Origin of the sequence: Methylomonas methanica (assembly GCF_001644035.1) — a bacterium.
Lineage (GTDB): Bacteria > Pseudomonadota > Gammaproteobacteria > Methylococcales > Methylomonadaceae > Methylomonas > Methylomonas methanica_A.
Genome location: NZ_LUUG01000053.1, coordinates 25,283 through 44,125, shown reverse-complemented (window position 1 = coordinate 44,125; position 18,843 = coordinate 25,283). Strand labels below are relative to the sequence as shown.

Genomic DNA, 18,843 nt, shown 5'->3' with positions numbered 1-18,843 from the left:
TTTACCTACCCCCCGTATTTTGATTAACCCGAGAACAACTATGCGTAGCCACAAGTGTGGAGAATTGAACACCCAACATTTAGGTCAAACCGTTGCCCTGTGCGGCTGGGTACATCGTCGCCGTGACCACGGCGGCGTTATTTTTATCGACTTGAGAGACCGCGCCGGCCTGGTGCAAGTGGTGTTCGATCCCGATATGGCCGAAAGCTTTGCGATTGCCGAAAGTGTTCGTAGCGAGTATGTGCTGCGTATCGAAGGCATCGTGCGCGACCGCCCTGAAGGCACGCATAACCCGAATATGTCCACCGGCCAAATTGAAGTATTGGGCAAACACATCGAAGTACTGAACGAGTCGGAAACCCCACCGTTCCCGTTGGAAAGCGATATCGAAGTCAACGAGGAAACTCGGCTGCGCTTCCGCTATATCGATTTGCGCCGCACTGCGATGCAGCAAAAAATGAAGGTCCGCCGCGACGTCACTCGCAATCTGCGCCAATATTTGGACGATCACGAGTTTTTCGAAATCGAAACACCCTACCTGACCAAAGCTACGCCGGAAGGCGCTCGCGATTACATCGTGCCCAGCCGCACTCACCCCAATTCGTTCTTTGCCTTACCGCAATCGCCGCAGCTCTACAAACAATTGCTGATGATCGCCGGCATGGATCGTTACTATCAGGTAGTACGCTGTTTCCGCGACGAAGACTTGCGGGCTGATCGGCAGCCGGAATTTACCCAGCTGGATATAGAAACCTCGTTCATGAATGAGCAAGACATCATGGCGATCATGGAAGAAATGATCCGCCGCTTGTTCAAGGACATCATCGACGTGGATTTGGGCGATGAATTTCCGGTGATCAGCTATTCGGAAGCGATGCGCCGTTACGGTTCCGATCGCCCTGATTTGCGTATTCCGCTGGAGCTGGTAGACATTGCCGAGGAAATGAAAGGCGTTGACTTCAAAGTATTCTCCGGCCCGGCCAACGATCCGAACGGCCGCGTCGTCGCCATGCGCCTGCCGGAAGGCGGCGACTTGAGCCGTAGCGTGATCGACGAACTGACCAAATTTGTCGGCATTTATGGCGCGAAAGGCTTGGCTTATATCAAAGTCAACGACTTGGCCGCCGGTGTCGAAGGCTTGCAATCGCCCATCGTCAAATTCGCTCCGGCCGAAGTCTGGGCCAAGGTGATGGAAAAAGTCGGCGCGCAAAACGGCGATTTGATTTTCTTCGGTGCCGACAAAACCGGCATCGTCAACGAAGCGATGGGCGCGCTGCGGGTAAAATTGGGCTTGGACCGCAACCTGTTGACCGGACCTTGGAAACCATTATGGGTCGTGGATTTCCCGATGTTTGCCTGGGACGAAAAAGCCCAACGCTTCACCGCGATCCACCATCCATTTACCGCGCCGAGTTGCTCGGTGGAAGATTTGGTCGCCAATCCCGGCACCGCCTTGTCACGCGCTTACGATTTGGTCTTGAATGGCACCGAAGTCGGCGGCGGCTCGATCCGGATCAACCGCACCGCGATGCAACAAACCGTATTTGACATTCTTGGCATTGGCCACGAAGAAGCGCGGGAAAAATTCGGCTTCCTGCTGGATGCCTTGAAATACGGTGCGCCGCCGCACGGCGGTATCGCGTTTGGCTTGGACCGTTTGGTCATGCTGATGACCGGCGCCAGCTCGATTCGCGATGTCATTGCTTTCCCGAAAACCCAGACGGCTGCTTGCCCGTTATTCAATGCGCCAGCCTTGGTCAGCGACGAGCAGTTAAAGGAACTGGGCATCAAGCTGCGTAACCCTGCCGGCAAGACCGAAAAGCAGGATTAAGCCAAATCTGAGGGCGGACACACTTGTCCGCCCTATCTTCTTGTTAAAACACTTATCTTAGTAAGCTTACCAGCAGCAATACCTTGCCAAACAGTCAACAAAGGTATTGATATACGTCAAAAAACCGCGCCAAATACTCGTTGACTTTTTTTGCCATATTGATAAGTTAATCACGTTATTTTTATTAAATAACAGATCCGGGTTGCGGATCTTCGCATGGCATAAGGATTACCGCCCAACACTCCGAATGAGGAGGGGGATGCTATGAATAAAATAACTCCACATCTACTTCGCGATTTGAACGCCACTCTTCCTGAGGGTGCAGAGTGCTATCTGTGCGGCGCAGTCAGAAGAGCGCTAAACAATTACCGCAAGGGTCGCGAACCGGTGGCTTACCTGGAAAAAGAACAAGCTCTACCGGTGCTGGCGCATCGCCTTGGCCGCGGCCTTAGACGCTTTTTCGTAGACGACATACAAACGGCGCTAGATGCCGCAGACCACCCGGACCAACAAAAAAGTTCGCTCAGCTGGCCCTACTAAGCAAATCGATTAATCGTTTTTAGGGAAACCTACCGACTACATCCCCCTTCGGCGAAGGGGGAGTTTTTTCAGGCTTTTCAAGATTGAGCCTCAAACGCGCGCGACAGGAAAAGCCAGCACGTCGCTAATAGACGCACTGCCCAGAGCAATCATCAGCAGCCGGTCCAGGCCAATCGCTACCCCGCTGCAATCCGGCAAACCGAATTTCAATGCCTGCAAAAATGCGTCGTCCTTAGCAACCCCCGGTAAACCATGACTTAGCCGATAGGCAATTTCCTGATCAAAACGCGCTTCCTGTTCAAGCGGATCGGCGAGTTCATAAAAACCATTGCCCAGCTCCACGCCATTGATGAACACTTCAAAACGCTCGCTGATCCGCGAATCATCGACATTCAAGCGTGCCAGCGAAGACTGGATGGCCGGATAGCCATGCAGCAAATAAATCGTATCCTTATCCATCATCTGCTGGACGCGATGGCTAAAAATGAAATCCAGCCATAATGCATGATCGTTACCGCACAGCTCGTTAGCCTCCGGAAGCGAATTCGCAACTGCATAGGTCTGATAATCGCTGACGCAAAAAATCAAAGGATCCAAACCTGTGGAATCCAAAAATAGCTGTTGGTAGCTGATTTGCTTGGTTGGCAATTCGGCAGAGAAGGACTGCAATAGCTGCTGCAACAATTCGGCGACTTCCGCCATCAATTGCCGCAAATCGTAGCCGACCCGATACCATTCCAAAATCGTGAATTCCGGATTGTGATAGCGCCCGGCTTCGCCGTTCCTAAACGCCTTGCAGACCTGATAAATACTGCCGCTACCCGCGGCCAACAGCCGCTTCATCGCGAACTCCGGCGAGGTTTGTAGAAACAGGGTTGGTCTGTTGGGGGGGGAATTAAATTGACTGCTGAAAAAATCCAGCTGCGGATCGGTGCCGGTAGCCGGGCACAGTAGCGGCGTTTCGACTTCCAGCACATCCCGCGCCTCGAAAAAACGCCGTATCGCCGCCAGCATTTGCGCGCGAGTGCGCAAATGCTCAAGTGGGCAGCTCGGCTGCCAGCGTACCGTCACTCTTTAACGCGGGACACGTACTCGCCGGTACGGGTATCGACTTTGATCACTTCGCCGATTTGCACAAACAAGGGTACGCGCACCACGGCACCGGACTCCAGCGTGGCCGGTTTACCGCCGCCGCCCGAGGTATCGCCTTTCAGGCCGGGATCGGTTTCGGTGATGGTTAATTCCACAAAGTTAGGTGGCGTTACCGACAACGGTGAGTCGTTCCACAGGGTCATTGTGCAAACATCTTGTTCTTTCAGCCATTTAATAGCATCGGATACAGCGTTTTTGTCGGCTTGATACTGTTCAAAAGTATCGGGCACCATGAAGTGCCAGAACTCGCCATCGCTGTACAAATATTGCATTTCCTTATCAACGACATCCGCACCTTCCACGGTATCGCCGGATTTAAAGGTACGCTCAATGACCCGACCGGTTTTCAGATTTCTGATCCTGACCCGATTAAACGCCTGCCCCTTACCCGGCTTAACAAACTCGTTTTCGATAATCGAACAAGGGTCGTTGTCCAGCATGATTTTCAAACCGCCCTTGAACTCGTTGGTGCTAAAAGTCGCCATTTTTTCCTCGTGAAACAAATAATAGTCGGACGATTATAATGGATAAGATTTTTAATCGGAAACCGGAGCAGCATTGAACACCCAAACCGCCGGCTGGCAACAAGCGCTGGCCGAGGCATTTACCAGCGTCGAAGCCCTTTGTGACTATCTGCATATTCCAATAGACAGCGTGGCATTGCTGCCGGATTTCAAAGCCTTTCCGCTTCGTGTCCCGCGCGGATTTGCCGATTGCATGCGCCCCGGCGATCCGAATGACCCCTTGCTGAGACAAGTGCTGCCGACTCAGAACGAACTGATCGACTATCCGGGCTACAGCCATGACCCGGTGGGAGACCTTGGCGCCGTTGCCGAAGCAGGCATTATTCATAAGTATCATGGCCGAGTATTGTTGATTAGCACCGGCGCTTGCGCAGTGCACTGCCGGTATTGTTTTCGGCGCAATTTCCCTTATGCGGAGTTGCAGTTGTCTACGCAAAAAGTCCAACAAGCACTTAGCTACATTATCAACCATCCGGAAATCAGCGAAGTAATCCTCAGCGGCGGCGACCCCTTGCTGCTAAATGACGATAAGCTCGGCCAGCTACTGGAAAAACTAGGGGAGATTGAACATGTCAAACGGATTCGCATTCATAGCAGGGTGCCCATCGTATTGCCGATGCGCGTTACCCAACAACTGCTGAACGCCTTATCCAGCCTATCGCAACAAATTGTGCTGGTATTTCATGCCAATCATGCGAATGAGCTGAGCCCTGCTGTTGGAGCGGTTTGTAGCGATTTACGCCGCCACGGCATCACTTTATTAAATCAAAGCGTCCTATTGAAGGGGATTAACGATGCCGGCACGACGCTCTGCGCACTGAGCGAGAAGCTGTTTGAGCTGGGCATTTTGCCTTACTACCTGCATGTGCTGGACCACGCCAGCGGCACCGGCCATTTTGAAGTATCCGAAACCGCCGCTAGGCATTTAATAGAAGATATGCGAAGCCATCTGCCCGGCTATCTGGTTCCTAAACTGGTTAAAGAACGGGCCGGAGCAGCGTATAAAATCCCAATTTGCTGACCACCGGACAGTTTTCCGGCGACATGGATTCACATTTGCCGATAGCCGGGCTAAGATTTTTCCCGACCCTCCCGGTTTGATTCCCAACATCAGCAAACTATGACAGATAAACTCGCAAACACTGCCAATCAGATACGCCGGTTCGTGCTGGTAGCAGTGTGTTTACTGTTGATATGCGAGATTACCGTTGTGCTGTATCAGAGCATAAATGGCTCTGGGGAACTGACCGAAATATTGATAGTTTTGCTGCCTGGACTGGCTGTCTTGCTGATTTTTAGCGAATTGTTGTCGAATCGGCAACATCCGTCATCCGGACTGGCGCCAATCGGCAACTTTTACGACCATATCGCCCAATCCGCCATCGTGGTGGATAATCGGGGCATCATTCGTAATGCCAACCAGGCTGCGGCTTTGTCGGTGGGCAAGTCCCCAGGGGAATTAGAGGGACAAGCTATACACGCCTGGTTTCATCCGACCAACCATGCCGAAACAGCATGTCCCTTATGCCAACATATCAAGGCCGGAAAGGCTATGCCCGCTAGCGACTTTGCGTTTCCAAATCAAACATGGCAGCAAATCTCGCTTACCCGTCTTTCCACCCATAACAACAGCGAATTAATCCAGTTCCATATCGACATCACACCTCGAAAGCAAATTGAAGAACAATTAGCCCTGGTAATAGACGGCGCCCAGTTGGGCTATTGGGATTGGAATTATCTAAGCGGCAAACATTCCGTGAATCAACGCTGGCTGGAAATGCTGGGCCTCAGCCATGACGAACTGGATAACTATGTCAGCGACTGGGACAAACGCCTGCATCCGGACGACAGACAACGAGTGAAAGAGGTGGTTGCCAAGCACATAGAGTCCGGTCGCCCCTATGTAGTGGAATTTCGCATGCGCCACAAACTCGGCCATTGGGTATGGATACAAGGGTCCGGCGCCGTTGTAGCCCACGACACTGTCAGCGGCGGCCCAAGCCGGCTATGCGGCACGCACCAAGACATCAGCGTGCGTAAGCAGTCGGAGTACAATCTGCAACGCGCCTATCAAATTATTAGCCAGAGCGCCGCAGTGGTATTGAAATGGAATAATTGCGAAGGATTACCGATAGAATTCGCCACTGAGAATGCCCGCCAGCTGTTCGGCTATAGTGTCGAACAATTGATAACCGGCAATCTGTTTTATCTCAACCTGGTCCATCCCGACGATGCCGGAGTTTTCCTTCGCGAAATAAGCACCTGCCGCAACGATCCGGACTGTTCCGAAATAGCGCATCAACCCTATCGCATCGTCGCCCAAAACGGCGGCATAAAATGGGTGCAAGACCGAAAAATGGTGGTGCGCAACGAGCAAGGCAGGATTATCGATTATCAGGGTCTGGTTACCGACATCACTGAACAGCGCCAGCAAACTAGCGTGATTAGGAATATCGTATCCAGCAACCTGCCGCAAAATGCTACATCGCTACTGGATAATCTGACTCTATTGACCGTAGAAACCCTGGGAGCCGACTTTGCATTAATTGCCGAAACACTGGACAGTGGACGCGCCCGCAGCCTATCGCTTTGCGCAAAAGGCAAAATTGTCGGTAATCGCGAATTTAGCCTGGATAACTCGCCTTGCCGCGAGGTTGCCGCTGGGGCTATTTGTTGCGTCGAACAGCATGTAGCCGAGCAATTCCCCGACGCCGACTGGCTGCGGAGCCAACAAATTCAAGGTTATCTGGGCATTCCATTGCTCGACAAACAACAAAATAGTTTCGGATTTATCTCGGTATCCTACTGTCGGCCAATTCCCGATACCAACTTTGCCACTGACACCCTGAAATTATTTGCGTTGCAAATTACCGCCGAGTTGGAACGCAGCCGCGCCATCAATGCATTGCAAGACCAAAAACAACGCTTACTGGATGCGCAAAGTATTTCCCATATTGGAGATTGGCATTGGCATTTGCCGGATAATCACTTTAGCTGGTCGGACGAAATGTATCGGATTACTGCAACCAGTAAAGTTGTTTTTACCCCCACCTTTTCCAGCATTTTAAGCACACTGGTTCACCCGGACGACCAAAGCTTTTTTAAAACGGCGATGCAAAACGCGATCAGTAGCGGCAGTATCGATTTCAGACATCGGATCGTTCTCGGTAACGACCAAGTTCGTCATGTCCATCAGCGAGGACAAGTTATTCGCGACCTCAGTGATAAAATCACTGGCGTTCAAGGCACCATGCAAGACATCACCGACCGGCTGCAAACCGAGCAAAGGCTGTTGGAAGCCAAGCAGCAGGCAGAACAGGCGACACGAGTAAAATCCGAATTTCTCGCCAATATGAGCCACGAAATCCGCACGCCGATGAATGCCATTATAGGCTTGGTTGAATTATGTCTGAACAGCAGTATCACCGCAAAACAGCGCGACTACCTGGAACGAGTGGAAACCGCCTCGCGCTCGTTGATGACCATCATCGACGATATTCTGGATTTTTCCAAAATGGAAGCCGGAAAAATGCATCTGGAATCCGTACCTTTTTTACTGGGAGAAATGCTGGATAAGGTGTTTTCCACGATGTCCGAACTCTGCGCGAGCAAAGGCATAGCATTGATTCGCCCGCCGGAGACTCAAACCTTTCTCCCTGTCGTTGGCGACCCGCAGCGTCTAAGACAAATTTTTATCAATCTGATCGGGAACGCGATCAAGTTTACCGAACATGGCGAGGTAAAAGTCACGCTCACCGAGCTTAGGCGCTCCGCGCAACAGACTTGTTTGCAGTTTAGTATCAGCGATACCGGCATCGGTATGAATGCGGAAAAACAAGCCAAACTATTCCAGGCATTCAGCCAAGGCGACAGTAGTGTTACGCGTCATTACGGCGGCACGGGCTTGGGCCTGATCATTTCCAAACAATTGGTAGAGCAAATGGGCGGAACGATAAGCGTCTCCAGCCAAGAAAACCTCGGCTCGACGTTTACCTTTAGCGTCAAACTCGGCATTACCAGCATCGCTTCGATACGCAACGCGCAATACCAACAAAAGCTCCCCCTCGATACCGGTAAATTGCAGCATATCAGCGGCGCCAAAGTGTTGCTGGTTGAAGACAACGAGGTAAATCGAATTGTAGCCATCGAACTGCTGGAACAAGCGCATTTGCACGTCGACGTGGCCGAAAACGGCGAAATTGCCTTGAGCAAACTGCAACAAACCGCTTACGACTGCGTGTTAATGGATGTGCAAATGCCGGTAATGGATGGCTATCAAACCACCAAGCTGATACGAGCCATGCCCGGCTGCCAAACCTTGCCGGTCATAGCGATGACCGCCAACGCGATGAGCAATGATCGCAACAGGTGCTTTCAAGCCGATATGGACGATTTCATTAGTAAACCGATATTGCCGGAAACGCTTTACGCCACGCTGGCGAAGTGGATTCTACCCCGAGCTGACGGGAAGACCCTGACCACCCCGAACAGCGAAGAGCCGGAAAGTCATCCGCTTCCTTATCTTTACGGCATAGACACCTTCGCCGGATTACAACATACGGCCGGCAATCTAACCGTTTATCGAAAAGTATTACTAAAATTTGCTGAAAATCATGCGGGTACAATGAACGAAATCGGCCAAGCCTTCACACACAACCAGTACGACAAAGCATATCAATTAGTCCATACTTTGAAAGGTTTGGTCGGCTCGCTCGGCGCGCTACAATTGCAAAGTCACTTAGTACGACTGGAAGAGTCGCTAATCGATTTTCGCCCCAATATTGCCGATGTCCCGCATATCGATAGCAATATTGCCGCGACAACACTGGAGATGACCAAGGTTATCAGTAGTATCAACAGTAATTTGGCCAACAGCGAGAGCCTCGGCAATGGTGAACCGCGCTATTCGACACTGGAAACTCGACAACAACTGGCCATATTGATCGATAAACTGCAAACCTTCGATTCCGACTCGGACCAGCAACTTGATCGGATTATGCGCCATATCGATGAAAAAGCCCTGCTGCAAACCTTATTGCCCATCAAAAAACAAATTGCCAATTACCAGTTTGTAGATGCCGCGCAAGCTCTCAATCACATACTGGAACATGGGATATAGGAAAATGGAAAATAGAAACACGCATACCATTCTGGCGGTGGATGATAGCCCGGAAAATCTGGATCTTATCAAGAACATTCTCGAACCCCATTACACGGTCAAAGTAGCCGTGCATAGCGAACTGGCTTTACATATCGCCACCAGCCAACTTCCCGACCTGATCCTGCTGGACATCATGCTGGACGACATGGATGGTTATGAAATATGCCATCAGCTCAAGTCGGCGGATAAAACCCGCAATATTCCGATTATTTTCCTGACCGCCAAACATTCGGAAGAAGATGAGGTGCATGGCTTTCGAATAGGCGGTAGCGACTACATCACCAAACCGTTTTCGCCATCCATTGTGTTAGCCAGAGTACGAACCCAAATTCAGCTAAAAACCAAATCCGATTTGTTGGAAAAACTGGCATCGCTGGACGGACTGACGGAGATCCCCAATCGCAGAGCATTTGACGCCGCCCTGGAACGCCAATGGAATCAGTCCAAACGCACGGGCATGCCGCTTTCGTTGTTAATAGCCGATATCGACAATTTCAAACAATTTAACGACTACTTTGGGCATCCCATGGGCGACGAGTGCCTGAAAACGGTGGCGCGCGCCTTACAAAAAATTACCCATAGGCCCGAAGACTTGGTGGCGAGGCTGGGCGGTGAAGAGTTCTCCATCCTGCTTCCCAACACCGACAGCATAGGCGCCCTAATGCGTGCCGAGCAGTACCGCGAAACTATAGAGAATCTAAAGATACGCCATACGCAGAACAACCCAAACAATTTCGTGACCATATCCATCGGCGTTGCGACCTTACAGGCCCACACATTCGACGATGTTGCCAGTTTACTGAAAGCGGCGGACGACGCGTTGTATCAGGCCAAGCATCAAGGGCGGAATCGCATCTGCGCGAATAACTTATCCAACAGCGGTTAATTTAAAGATCTGCGCGTCGTTAGCGTTTCGGAAAGCGTCTATAATCCTCGCTAATTCACTCAATACCTTATTACCCCGGCTTTTTGTTTATGCATCTTTACCTCGACTTTAATGCTTCCTATCTTGCCGCGTTTGTAATGGGTTTATTCAGCAGCCTGCATTGCATAGGCATGTGCGGCTCCATTATTGGCACCCTAACTTACAGTCTTAAACCCGAACTTCGCAACGATAAACGCCGTCTGTTCGGTATCGTGCTGAATTACAACATCGGCCGGGTTCTTAGCTACGCGATGGCCGGCGCCTTAGTTGGAGTCCTGGAGGCCTTCTTAACGCTACCGTTTGCTCAAGGCCAAGCACACAGATTTTTGCAACTCCTCTCGGCCGTGGTGATGGCAGGTGCCGGACTTTACCTCGGCGGTTGGTTCCCTTACTTTGCCTACATAGAAAAAATGGGCGCACGCTTCTGGAAACTTATCGAACCATTCGGCCGCCGATTGATTCCGGTACAAAACCGCACCCAAGCTTTGTTGTTTGGTATGGTGTGGGGCTGGCTGCCCTGCGGCTTGATTTATACGGCATTGGCACTAGCAGTTACCACGGGCAGCATTACCCACAGCGCACTCACTATGTTGGCTTTTGGATTGGGCACTTTACCTGCCGTGATGGGTGTCGGTATAATGACCTCATTACTGGCGAGGCTTTCTAAAATCCGGCACTTTAAACACGCGGTGGCAGCCTTGTTTATTATCTTTGCGCTATTGGCAGCCTTCCCATGGCTCTACCCTATGCGCGTTGAACACATCATGACGTTTTGAGAGGTTTTACAGTGGATAACTTCGATCCTATTATTGGACAATCTCCCGCAATCGAAGCATTGATTCGTAGCGCTCGTATCGTTGCGGCGACCGACGTTACCGTGCTGATCAAAGGTGAAACCGGCACGGGAAAAGAAGTACTGGCAACGGCAATTCAAAAGGATAGCCCGCGCGCAAATAAACCCTTCATCGCCTTAAATTGCGCAGCACTCCCTGAAGGTCTGGTTGAATCAGAAATATTCGGCCATAAGAAAGGTGCTTTTACCGGCGCGGTATCTGACAAGCAAGGACTGTTTCAGGCAGCCGATGGCGGTACTTTATTTCTGGACGAAATCAACTCTTTACCCTTGGGGATCCAAGCAAAACTTTTACGTTTCCTTGAATCCGGAGAATGTTTGCCGGTCGGAGGCACCAAACCCTATATGGTCAATGTGCGCGTTATTGCGGCCTCCAATGCCGACCTCACCAAACTGATAGAAAACGGTCAGTTTCGTCAAGACTTATATTTCCGCTTAAATGTAGTGCCTCTGGAATTGCCGGCATTGCATCAGCGGACCGAAGATATCGAAATACTGGCCAAACATTTTTTCACGCACTTCTCAGCCGCGCATTCGCTGGAACCGCCTACATTCAGCAGACAAGCCATAAAAACGCTGCGCAGCTACAAATGGCCGGGCAATGTACGTGAATTGCGAAATCTTTGTGAAAGACTAAGCATTCTGTTGTCGGGCAAAGTAATCGAGCCGGAAAATCTGCCCCACGAATTCAACCGCAGCGCAATAACAGTCAGTTCCGACTTTACCTTGCCGGAGTTAGGGCTACAACTTGATGCGTTGGAAGCAGACATGATTCTGCAAGCCTTGAACAGAACCAAGGGCAATCGCAGCAAATCGGCGCGTCTATTGGGCATATCCAGGGACACCTTGCTTTACCGTATTCAAAAACACGGCTTGGCAACACACTAAGCCATACAGTTTACCGGGGCTGCATCTGCTATGCCCCGGCCCTCCTGCACAGCTAACGCCGCCTTATCCACTGCACGGTAACATTATCGCTTTTACCTTGGGCGCGTAACACAGCCATTTTTGCCATCTTTTGCAACTCCGGCTTCCCAATACCCTCTTGCGATAACGCCAACAACTCCGGCTCCTTTACAAACTCCCAGAAACCGTCGCTACAGAGCACAAAGGTTTCGCCGCTTTTCATCGGTGGGAAACTGGCTATATCGACCGCAGGCGCACTCAGCACATTAATACTACGCGTCAGCTTATGCTGATCGGGATGCACCCCCATTTCCCATTCGCTGATTTTGCCCTCGTTAAACAGTTGTTGGGGCACCGAATGATCTTTTGTACGCCATAAGACTTGCTCGGGATTGATACGATAGACCCTGGAGTCGCCACAATGAGCCACTATCGTCCGCTCCTGGTCCAAATACAGAATCGCACAGGTGGTGTGAGCATCGCTTGCAAACGGATCGCCGGCAAACAGTTCACTCATATTCCTGACAGCTTCGGTGACCCAAGCAGCCATCACCGTCTCGGCCTTCGCTGATGATACATGCCCACGATATTTTTCCGCCAAGGCAATCAAGCTACGGCAAAAAAATTGTGAGGCCTTTTCGCCGGAGTAATGCCCGCCCAATCCGTCAGCGACGACAAATACCGCGTAATCAACGCACACTCGGTGGGCCATGCAATCCTGATTAACCTCGCGATTGCCTATCGAGGTTAATTGATAAAACTCGAGCTCTTTCTGCATGTTATCAACCGTGTAAACGCGACTCCCGCATTACCCGCTTCATATCCCTAACCGCGTTTTCCAAGCCGGAAAACAGAGCCTGCGCAATCAAGGAATGACCTATATTTAATTCCACAATCTGCTCGATCCGGCAAATAGCCTCGACATTGGCGATATTCAATCCGTGTCCGGCATTGACTTGCAATCCTGCTTGGTGAGCATAAGCCGCAGCCGTGCGGATTCTTTGCAATTCTTCCTCTCTCTCAACCTTGCTCACGGCGTCCGCATAGCGGCCGGTATGCAACTCCACCACCGGCGCACCAGCCTCAACCGCCGCGTCGATTTGCCGGAAGTCCGGATCGATAAATAAGGATACTTCTATATTGGCATCCGCCAATTGCCGGCAGGCAGAGCGCATTTTACCCGCAGCACCGGCCACATCCAGACCGCCCTCGGTGGTCAATTCCTCACGGCGTTCCGGCACTAAACAACAAGCTTGCGGCTCGACCTTAACCGCCAACGCCAACATAGCATCGGTCACGGCCATTTCCAGATTCAGCCGGGTATGCAACATATCCTTTAGCAAATAAATATCTCTGTCCTGAATATGCCGTCTGTCTTCGCGCAAATGCGCGGTAATGCCGTCGGCACCGGCCTGCTCGGCGACCAGCGCAGCCTGCACCGGCTCGGGATAACGAGTGCCTCTAGCCTGGCGTAAGGTCGCAACATGGTCGATGTTGACGCCTAATAAGATGATTTGTTTTTCCATTGAATATAAGTCCGCAAGCGGATGAGTAAGATGGATGAAAGATGGTAAACCCGTCCTGAGTTTCGTCTTTAGCCTACAAATACTTAATGATTTTTGCCAGTACATCCCTGCTTTTCAGCTGTCTGCCTTGCAAATGTCCATCCAGCATCTTTCTGAAGAGTAGTTTGGCTTCAAACAAAGCGCGGCCTTCCAGCAGCGCCCTTGCGGCCAAGATTGATAAGGTTTCACCGCCGATCAAGCCTTCGTTATCCGCGACCATGCCGAAATCAGCTAAAAAATTATAGCGTTGCCCTGTCATTATTGGGTTACCGTTAGCTTCGGAGTCCATCGCAACGGCATAGCCAGCCTCTTGCAATAAATCCAGCTCAAAATAACGCAGAGTCTGCTCGATACGCTCACCAAGCAATAAATCACTCAGGCAACGCTCGTAGCAACTAAACATCTCGGGTTGAGGATCGTATTTGTGCACAAATATCTGCACCAGCTCGTTCACATAAAATCCGCAGTACAAAGCCAAACGCTCTAAAGGATAGCTGTCGACGTATTCCACTTGAGAAAGAACTTTTAATTCATTTTTATCGACAAAAGACAGCCGCAGCGCACTGAAAGGCAACAACAAGCCGGCGATTTTCGACTTTTCCTTACGCACACCCTTGGCGAGCATGGAAACCACGCCAAAATCCCGGGTAAAAACATCTAACAATACGCTGGTTTCCCGGTATGGTCGATGCTGGAGCACAAACGCCGGCTGCAAATAAACGGCCGAACCATTCATTAATTACCAAAATCGCTAAAACCTAAACTCTGTAAGGCGCGCTCGTTATCCGACCAGCCCTTTTTCACTTTAACCCACAGTTCCAGATAGACTTTTTGGCCAATCAATTTTTCAATATCGACGCGTGCTTCGCTACCGACTTTTTTCAGCATTTCGCCTTGCTTACCGATGACGATGCTTTTTTGGCTATCCCGCTCTACCAAAATCGCTGCGTATATTTTGCAAAGTTCCGGAAACTCTTCGTAACGTTCGATTTCTACAGTCAGCGCGTAAGGCAATTCGTCGCCCAAACGGCGGGTCAGTTTTTCGCGAATAATTTCCGCGGCAAAAAAGCGCTCTGGCCTGTCGGTGATTTGATCTTCCGGGTAAATTGGCTCGGCCTCGGGCAACAAGGCCATGATGTGCTGCTCCAGCAGCTCAAGATTGGTATTTTTCAGCGCCGAAACCGGCACGATGTGCTGAAACGGATATTTCTGCTGGGCCTCAGCGAAGAATTTGAGCACTGCATCCTTATCCTTGATTTTATCGACCTTGTTGATTGCCAAGATAACCGGCAGTCCGGCTCGCTCGAGTTTCTGGAAAATCTTCTCGTCGTACTCGTGCCAATACAAGCCGTCCAGCAACCAAATCACCACATCGACTCCCAGCAAGGTACTGTCCGCAGTCTTGTTCAGATAACGGTTCAATACCTTTTTTTCGTCGCTGTGCATGCCCGGGGTGTCCATAAAGATGGCCTGCCCGGCGGCTGTCGTCTTGATACCCAGAATTCGATGCCGGGTGGTTTGCGGCTTTCTTGAGGTGATGCTGAGTTTCTGACCCAGCAAGTGATTCATCAACGTCGATTTACCGACATTGGGCCTACCGATTAAAGCAACATATCCGCAGTTCATTTATCCCTGGATTGTAAAAAATTTAACATATTTTCGGCAGCTGCCTGCTCAGCCTTTTTTCGGGAAATACCGACACCGTTACGGGTTTCCGGCGTTAATGCGATAGTGCATTTCACTTCAAAGGTTTGCGCGTGATCCGCGCCGGACATACTGACTAATTCGTAAACCGGCAATGGCTTACGGCTGGCTTGCATCAATTCCTGCAACCGGGTTTTCGGGTCTTTGGTCCAATCGTCTACTTTCAGCGCAGCCAGTTTGTCATCGAATAATCGTAGTATCCATTGCTGACAGACATCCACTCCTTGGTCTTTCAGCAAGGCACCCATAATGGCTTCCAAGGCATCCGACAGAATCGAGTCTCTACGAAAACCGCCGCTTTTCAGTTCGCCGGAACCTAAAATCAGATAGTCGCCAATATTGTGCTGTCGAGCCACTTCCGCCAGCGAATTTTGGTTGACCAGACTGGCACGTAATCGGCTTAAGGCGCCCTCTCCTGCTTCGGGGAACAGTTCGTATAATTTTTGGGCGATTACGAAGCCCAGCACGGAATCGCCCAGATATTCTAGGCGCTCATTGTTTTTGGCGCCCATGCTACGATGGGTCAAGGCCATCGCAAATAAGCTGGGGTCGTTAAACGTTAAACCCAACTTGCCGGCAAGAGTTTCCGGTTTTTTAATCACTTATTGCCAGCTTCGAATCCCTCGTGGAATTCAACCAACACACTCAAATTACCCATAATGGGTTCCACTCTCTCATAGTCGATATCAACCCGCACATAGCCGGGTTGCGCAACGATTTTGATATTGTCATTGGTCACGTGCTCTACATAATTCATATCAAAGCGTTTTTCCAAGCTACCTTTTATATCAGACTTAGTTTTAGTCACTATATCGGTAGTGTTTTCCACTGCTTTCAAGGCGTTTACCACTCGGCTATGATTGATGTAAATCGGGGCAATTTTTAGAATCAATAGGGTAAAGAAACCAATTAGCGCCAAGATAAAGGCAATAGACAGAAAGGTTAAACCGCGTTGTTTTTTTAATGATGACGGCATAACACTACCCCCGCGAAAAATTAGAAATAAACCAGAGACTATCGAAAATCCACCGCAATAAACATTGTTTTTCGAGACGACGATTATCCCGCAGTAAACCGCTCAACGCAGCACTGTACCAAGCCGGTCAAAAGCAATGCCGTTATTTTGCCAGTCCCAATTCATCCAGATAAAAAAGGCTCTACCAACCAGATTGGCTTCAGGTACCGTGCCCCAATAACGACTGTCGTTGCTGTTATCGCGGTTATCGCCCATGACGAAATATTGGCCCTGCGGGACCACAAATACATCCTCAACAGACGAGGCGCCGCGACTCACCAGGATGGAATGCTCAATCCCCAACAAATCCTCTTCCAAACGCTCGGCACCGGTCATATTGCTGCCCTGCCCGACGCCCTGATAGCGCCCCAGCGACACTTGCTTGGCAGGAACGCCATTAACGTGAAGCTTTTTGTCAAAGTAAGCGATGCGGTCCCCCGGCAAACCAATCACCCGTTTGATGTAATCTACTTCCGGTTGTTTCGGAAACCGAAACACTACGATATCGCCGCGCTTCGGTTCGCCCACTTCGATAACCTTGGTGTTCAAAACCGGTAAGCGTACACCGTAGCTAAATTTATTCACCAAAATAAAATCGCCGACCAACAATGTCGGCATCATCGATCCCGACGGAATCCGGAACGGTTCGAACAGAAATGAGCGCAGCAACAATACGATCAATACCACCGGGAAAAACGAGCGGGCATATTCGACCAGTAGCGGCTCGTTTTCGGTAGGATAAGGCAGATTGGCCCGCTTCAAGTACAAGCAATATCCACCCCAGACAACACCGGTGACAAAACTGGCTACCACCAGAAAAAATGAAAAATCGTAATCCATAATTGATCGTTATTATTCTTTATTGACCTGCAACACCGCCAGGAAGGCTTCCTGAGGAATCTCGATACTACCCACCTGCTTCATCCGCTTCTTACCGGCTTTCTGTTTTTCCAGTAGCTTTTTCTTACGTGTAATGTCGCCACCATAACACTTGGCTGTGACATTTTTGCGCATGGCTTTTACAGTCGAGCGTGCGATCACCTTGGCGCCTATAGCAGCCTGAATCGCCACTTCATACATCTGCCGCGGAATCAAGTCTTTCATCTTTTCCACCAGGTCGCGACCGCGATTCTGGCTCAAATCTCTATGCACAATAATAGACAAGGCATCGACTTTGTCGCCGTTGATCAATACATCCAGTTTCACAAGCGGTGCTGGTTCGAAACGCAGAAATTCATAATCAAATGACGCGTAACCACGACTGACCGACTTAAGACGATCAAAGAAATCCAAGACCACTTCACTCATCGGTAACTCATAACTCAGCGAAACCTGGCTGCCGGCATATTGCATGTTTTTCTGGACGCCGCGCTTTTCGATACATAAATTGATCACATTACCCAAATAGGCTTGCGGCACCAGGATATTCGCCAAAATGATCGGCTCGCGGACTTCGATAATGGTACCGACATCGGGTAATTTCGCCGGGTTATCGACCATCACGATCTCGCCGCCATGGGTTTCCACTTCGTAAATCACAGTCGGTGCGGTGGTGATTAAATCGATGTTGTACTCACGCTCCAGCCTTTCCTGAACGATTTCCATATGCAGCATACCGAGAAATCCGCAGCGAAATCCAAAGCCCAAGGCTTGCGAAGTTTCCGGCTCGTAATTCAATGCCGAGTCGTTAAGGCGCAGCTTATCCAAGGCTTCGCGCATCGCCCCAAAATCGTCGGAACTGACCGGATACAAACCGGCGAATACTCTCGGCTGAACTTTCTCAAAGCCTGGCAAGGCTTCGGTGGCGGGATTGTCTGTCGCGGTAATGGTATCCCCTACCGGCGCGCCGAAAATATCCTTGATGCCCGCAACGATGAAGCCCACTTCGCCGGTATGTAATTGCTGCTTCTCCAGCTGTTTTGGGGTGTAAACACCCAACTTCTCGACCAGAAACGATTTACCGGTAGACATCACGGTAATCTTTTGTTTCTTGCGCAGATTGCCATTGACGATACGCACCAGTGAGACCACGCCCAGATAATTGTCGAACCAGGAATCGATGATTAAAGCCTGTAAGGGCGCATTTTCATCGCCGGCAGGTGGTGGAATCTTCTGGATCAATTGATCCAGCACCGCTTCGACGCCGATGCCGGTCTTGGCACTAATCTTCAGGGCTTCGTCGGCCGGAATACCGATGACATTCTCAATTTCTTCCATCACCCGTTCCGGTTCGGCGGAGGGCAAATCGATCTTGTTCAGCACCGGCACCACTTCCAAACCTTGTTCGATGGCGGTGTAGCAGTTGGCCACGCTTTGCGCTTCCACGCCTTGCGCGGCATCGACCACCAGTAAGGCACCTTCGCAGGCGGCCAAGGAACGTGAGACTTCGTAGGAAAAATCCACGTGTCCCGGTGTGTCGATAAAATTCAGTTGATAGGTGACGCCGTCGCTGGCTTTGTAATCCAGGGTGACGCTTTGCGCCTTGATGGTGATGCCGCGTTCCCGCTCCAGATCCATGGAATCGAGTACTTGCGCCTCCATTTCCCGGTCGCTTAATCCGCCACAAATTTGAATGAATCGGTCTGCCAATGTCGATTTCCCGTGATCGATATGGGCAATGATGGAGAAATTTCTGATATTTTTTTGATCCACTTAGCTTCTAGTTAA

17 protein-coding genes are annotated in these 18,843 nt (G+C 50.5%); 7 read left to right on the top strand and 10 right to left on the bottom strand.

The genetic code is table 11. The annotated features are described in order from the left end of the window. Positions 1-40 precede the first annotated feature (40 nt). Both aspS and A1332_RS06705 read left to right on the top strand, forming a co-directional pair. Positions 41-1,831, top strand: coding sequence for an aspartate--tRNA ligase (gene aspS, locus A1332_RS06710; protein WP_064007781.1), 1,791 nt, complete (start codon positions 41-43; stop codon positions 1,829-1,831). A 264-nt stretch (positions 1,832-2,095) separates the two neighbouring features. Next, entirely contained in the window at positions 2,096-2,371 is a 276-nt protein-coding gene (locus A1332_RS06705) for a hypothetical protein (RefSeq protein ID WP_064007780.1), read from the top strand. Positions 2,372-2,461: 90 nt separating this feature from the next. Here the strand turns inward: A1332_RS06705 and epmA are convergent, their stop codons facing one another. Together epmA and efp are read right to left on the bottom strand one after the other, a co-directional pair. Beyond that, the gene (epmA, locus tag A1332_RS06700) at positions 2,462-3,442 is read right to left on the bottom strand and encodes an EF-P lysine aminoacylase EpmA (protein WP_064007779.1); all 981 of its coding nucleotides are present in this window, start codon (positions 3,440-3,442) and stop codon (positions 2,462-2,464) included. Further along, positions 3,439-4,008: an elongation factor P gene (efp, locus tag A1332_RS06695; RefSeq protein WP_020485302.1), complete on the bottom strand. Its 570-nt coding sequence runs from the start codon at positions 4,006-4,008 to the stop codon at positions 3,439-3,441. The genes epmA and efp overlap by 4 nt, the downstream gene beginning before the upstream one ends. A 73-nt stretch (positions 4,009-4,081) precedes the next feature. Between efp and epmB the strand changes: the two genes are divergently transcribed. The 5 genes from epmB (at position 4,082) to A1332_RS06670 (ending at position 11,874) form a co-directional block, all read left to right on the top strand. Then, the gene (gene epmB, locus A1332_RS06690; RefSeq protein WP_064007778.1) at positions 4,082-5,068 is read left to right on the top strand and encodes an EF-P beta-lysylation protein EpmB; all 987 of its coding nucleotides are present in this window, start codon (positions 4,082-4,084) and stop codon (positions 5,066-5,068) included. A gap of 99 nt (positions 5,069-5,167) precedes the next feature. Beyond that, positions 5,168-9,166 (top strand): PAS domain-containing protein, encoded by a 3,999-nt coding sequence (locus A1332_RS06685; protein ID WP_064007777.1) that lies wholly within the window; start codon positions 5,168-5,170, stop codon positions 9,164-9,166. A 4-nt stretch (positions 9,167-9,170) separates the two neighbouring features. Further along, the gene (locus A1332_RS06680) at positions 9,171-10,094 is read left to right on the top strand and encodes a diguanylate cyclase domain-containing protein (protein WP_064007776.1); all 924 of its coding nucleotides are present in this window, start codon (positions 9,171-9,173) and stop codon (positions 10,092-10,094) included. Between the two features lie 89 nt (positions 10,095-10,183). After that, positions 10,184-10,909: a sulfite exporter TauE/SafE family protein gene (locus A1332_RS06675; protein WP_020485298.1), complete on the top strand. Its 726-nt coding sequence runs from the start codon at positions 10,184-10,186 to the stop codon at positions 10,907-10,909. 11 nt (positions 10,910-10,920) lie between these two features. Then, positions 10,921-11,874, top strand: coding sequence for a sigma-54 interaction domain-containing protein (locus tag A1332_RS06670; RefSeq protein WP_064007775.1), 954 nt, complete (start codon positions 10,921-10,923; stop codon positions 11,872-11,874). Positions 11,875-11,926: 52 nt separating this feature from the next. On the opposite strand, the gene A1332_RS06665 is transcribed toward A1332_RS06670, so the two are convergent. From A1332_RS06665 to lepA, 8 genes are all read right to left on the bottom strand, one after another. Further along, on the bottom strand, positions 11,927-12,670 hold the full coding sequence (locus tag A1332_RS06665) for a PP2C family protein-serine/threonine phosphatase (RefSeq protein ID WP_064007774.1): 744 nt from the start codon (positions 12,668-12,670) through the stop codon (positions 11,927-11,929). A gap of 4 nt (positions 12,671-12,674) precedes the next feature. Next, the gene (gene pdxJ / locus A1332_RS06660) at positions 12,675-13,418 is read right to left on the bottom strand and encodes a pyridoxine 5'-phosphate synthase (RefSeq protein WP_064007773.1); all 744 of its coding nucleotides are present in this window, start codon (positions 13,416-13,418) and stop codon (positions 12,675-12,677) included. Between the two features lie 73 nt (positions 13,419-13,491). After that, positions 13,492-14,193 (bottom strand): DNA repair protein RecO, encoded by a 702-nt coding sequence (recO, locus tag A1332_RS06655; protein WP_064007772.1) that lies wholly within the window; start codon positions 14,191-14,193, stop codon positions 13,492-13,494. After that, positions 14,193-15,083, bottom strand: a complete 891-nt coding sequence (gene era / locus A1332_RS06650; protein ID WP_064007771.1) for a GTPase Era — start codon at positions 15,081-15,083, stop codon at positions 14,193-14,195. The genes recO and era overlap by 1 nt, the downstream gene beginning before the upstream one ends. Beyond that, positions 15,080-15,763 (bottom strand): ribonuclease III, encoded by a 684-nt coding sequence (gene rnc / locus A1332_RS06645; protein WP_064007770.1) that lies wholly within the window; start codon positions 15,761-15,763, stop codon positions 15,080-15,082. Before rnc ends, era begins: the two co-directional genes overlap by 4 nt. Beyond that, a complete protein-coding gene (locus tag A1332_RS06640; RefSeq protein ID WP_033155535.1) occupies positions 15,760-16,137 on the bottom strand; it encodes a DUF4845 domain-containing protein in 378 nt (125 codons plus the stop codon). The genes rnc and A1332_RS06640 overlap by 4 nt, the downstream gene beginning before the upstream one ends. Before the next feature lie 102 nt (positions 16,138-16,239). Further along, positions 16,240-17,016 (bottom strand): signal peptidase I, encoded by a 777-nt coding sequence (gene lepB / locus A1332_RS06635; RefSeq protein WP_064007769.1) that lies wholly within the window; start codon positions 17,014-17,016, stop codon positions 16,240-16,242. A 12-nt stretch (positions 17,017-17,028) separates the two neighbouring features. Beyond that, positions 17,029-18,828 (bottom strand): translation elongation factor 4, encoded by a 1,800-nt coding sequence (gene lepA, locus A1332_RS06630; RefSeq protein ID WP_064007768.1) that lies wholly within the window; start codon positions 18,826-18,828, stop codon positions 17,029-17,031. Positions 18,829-18,843 lie beyond the last annotated feature (15 nt).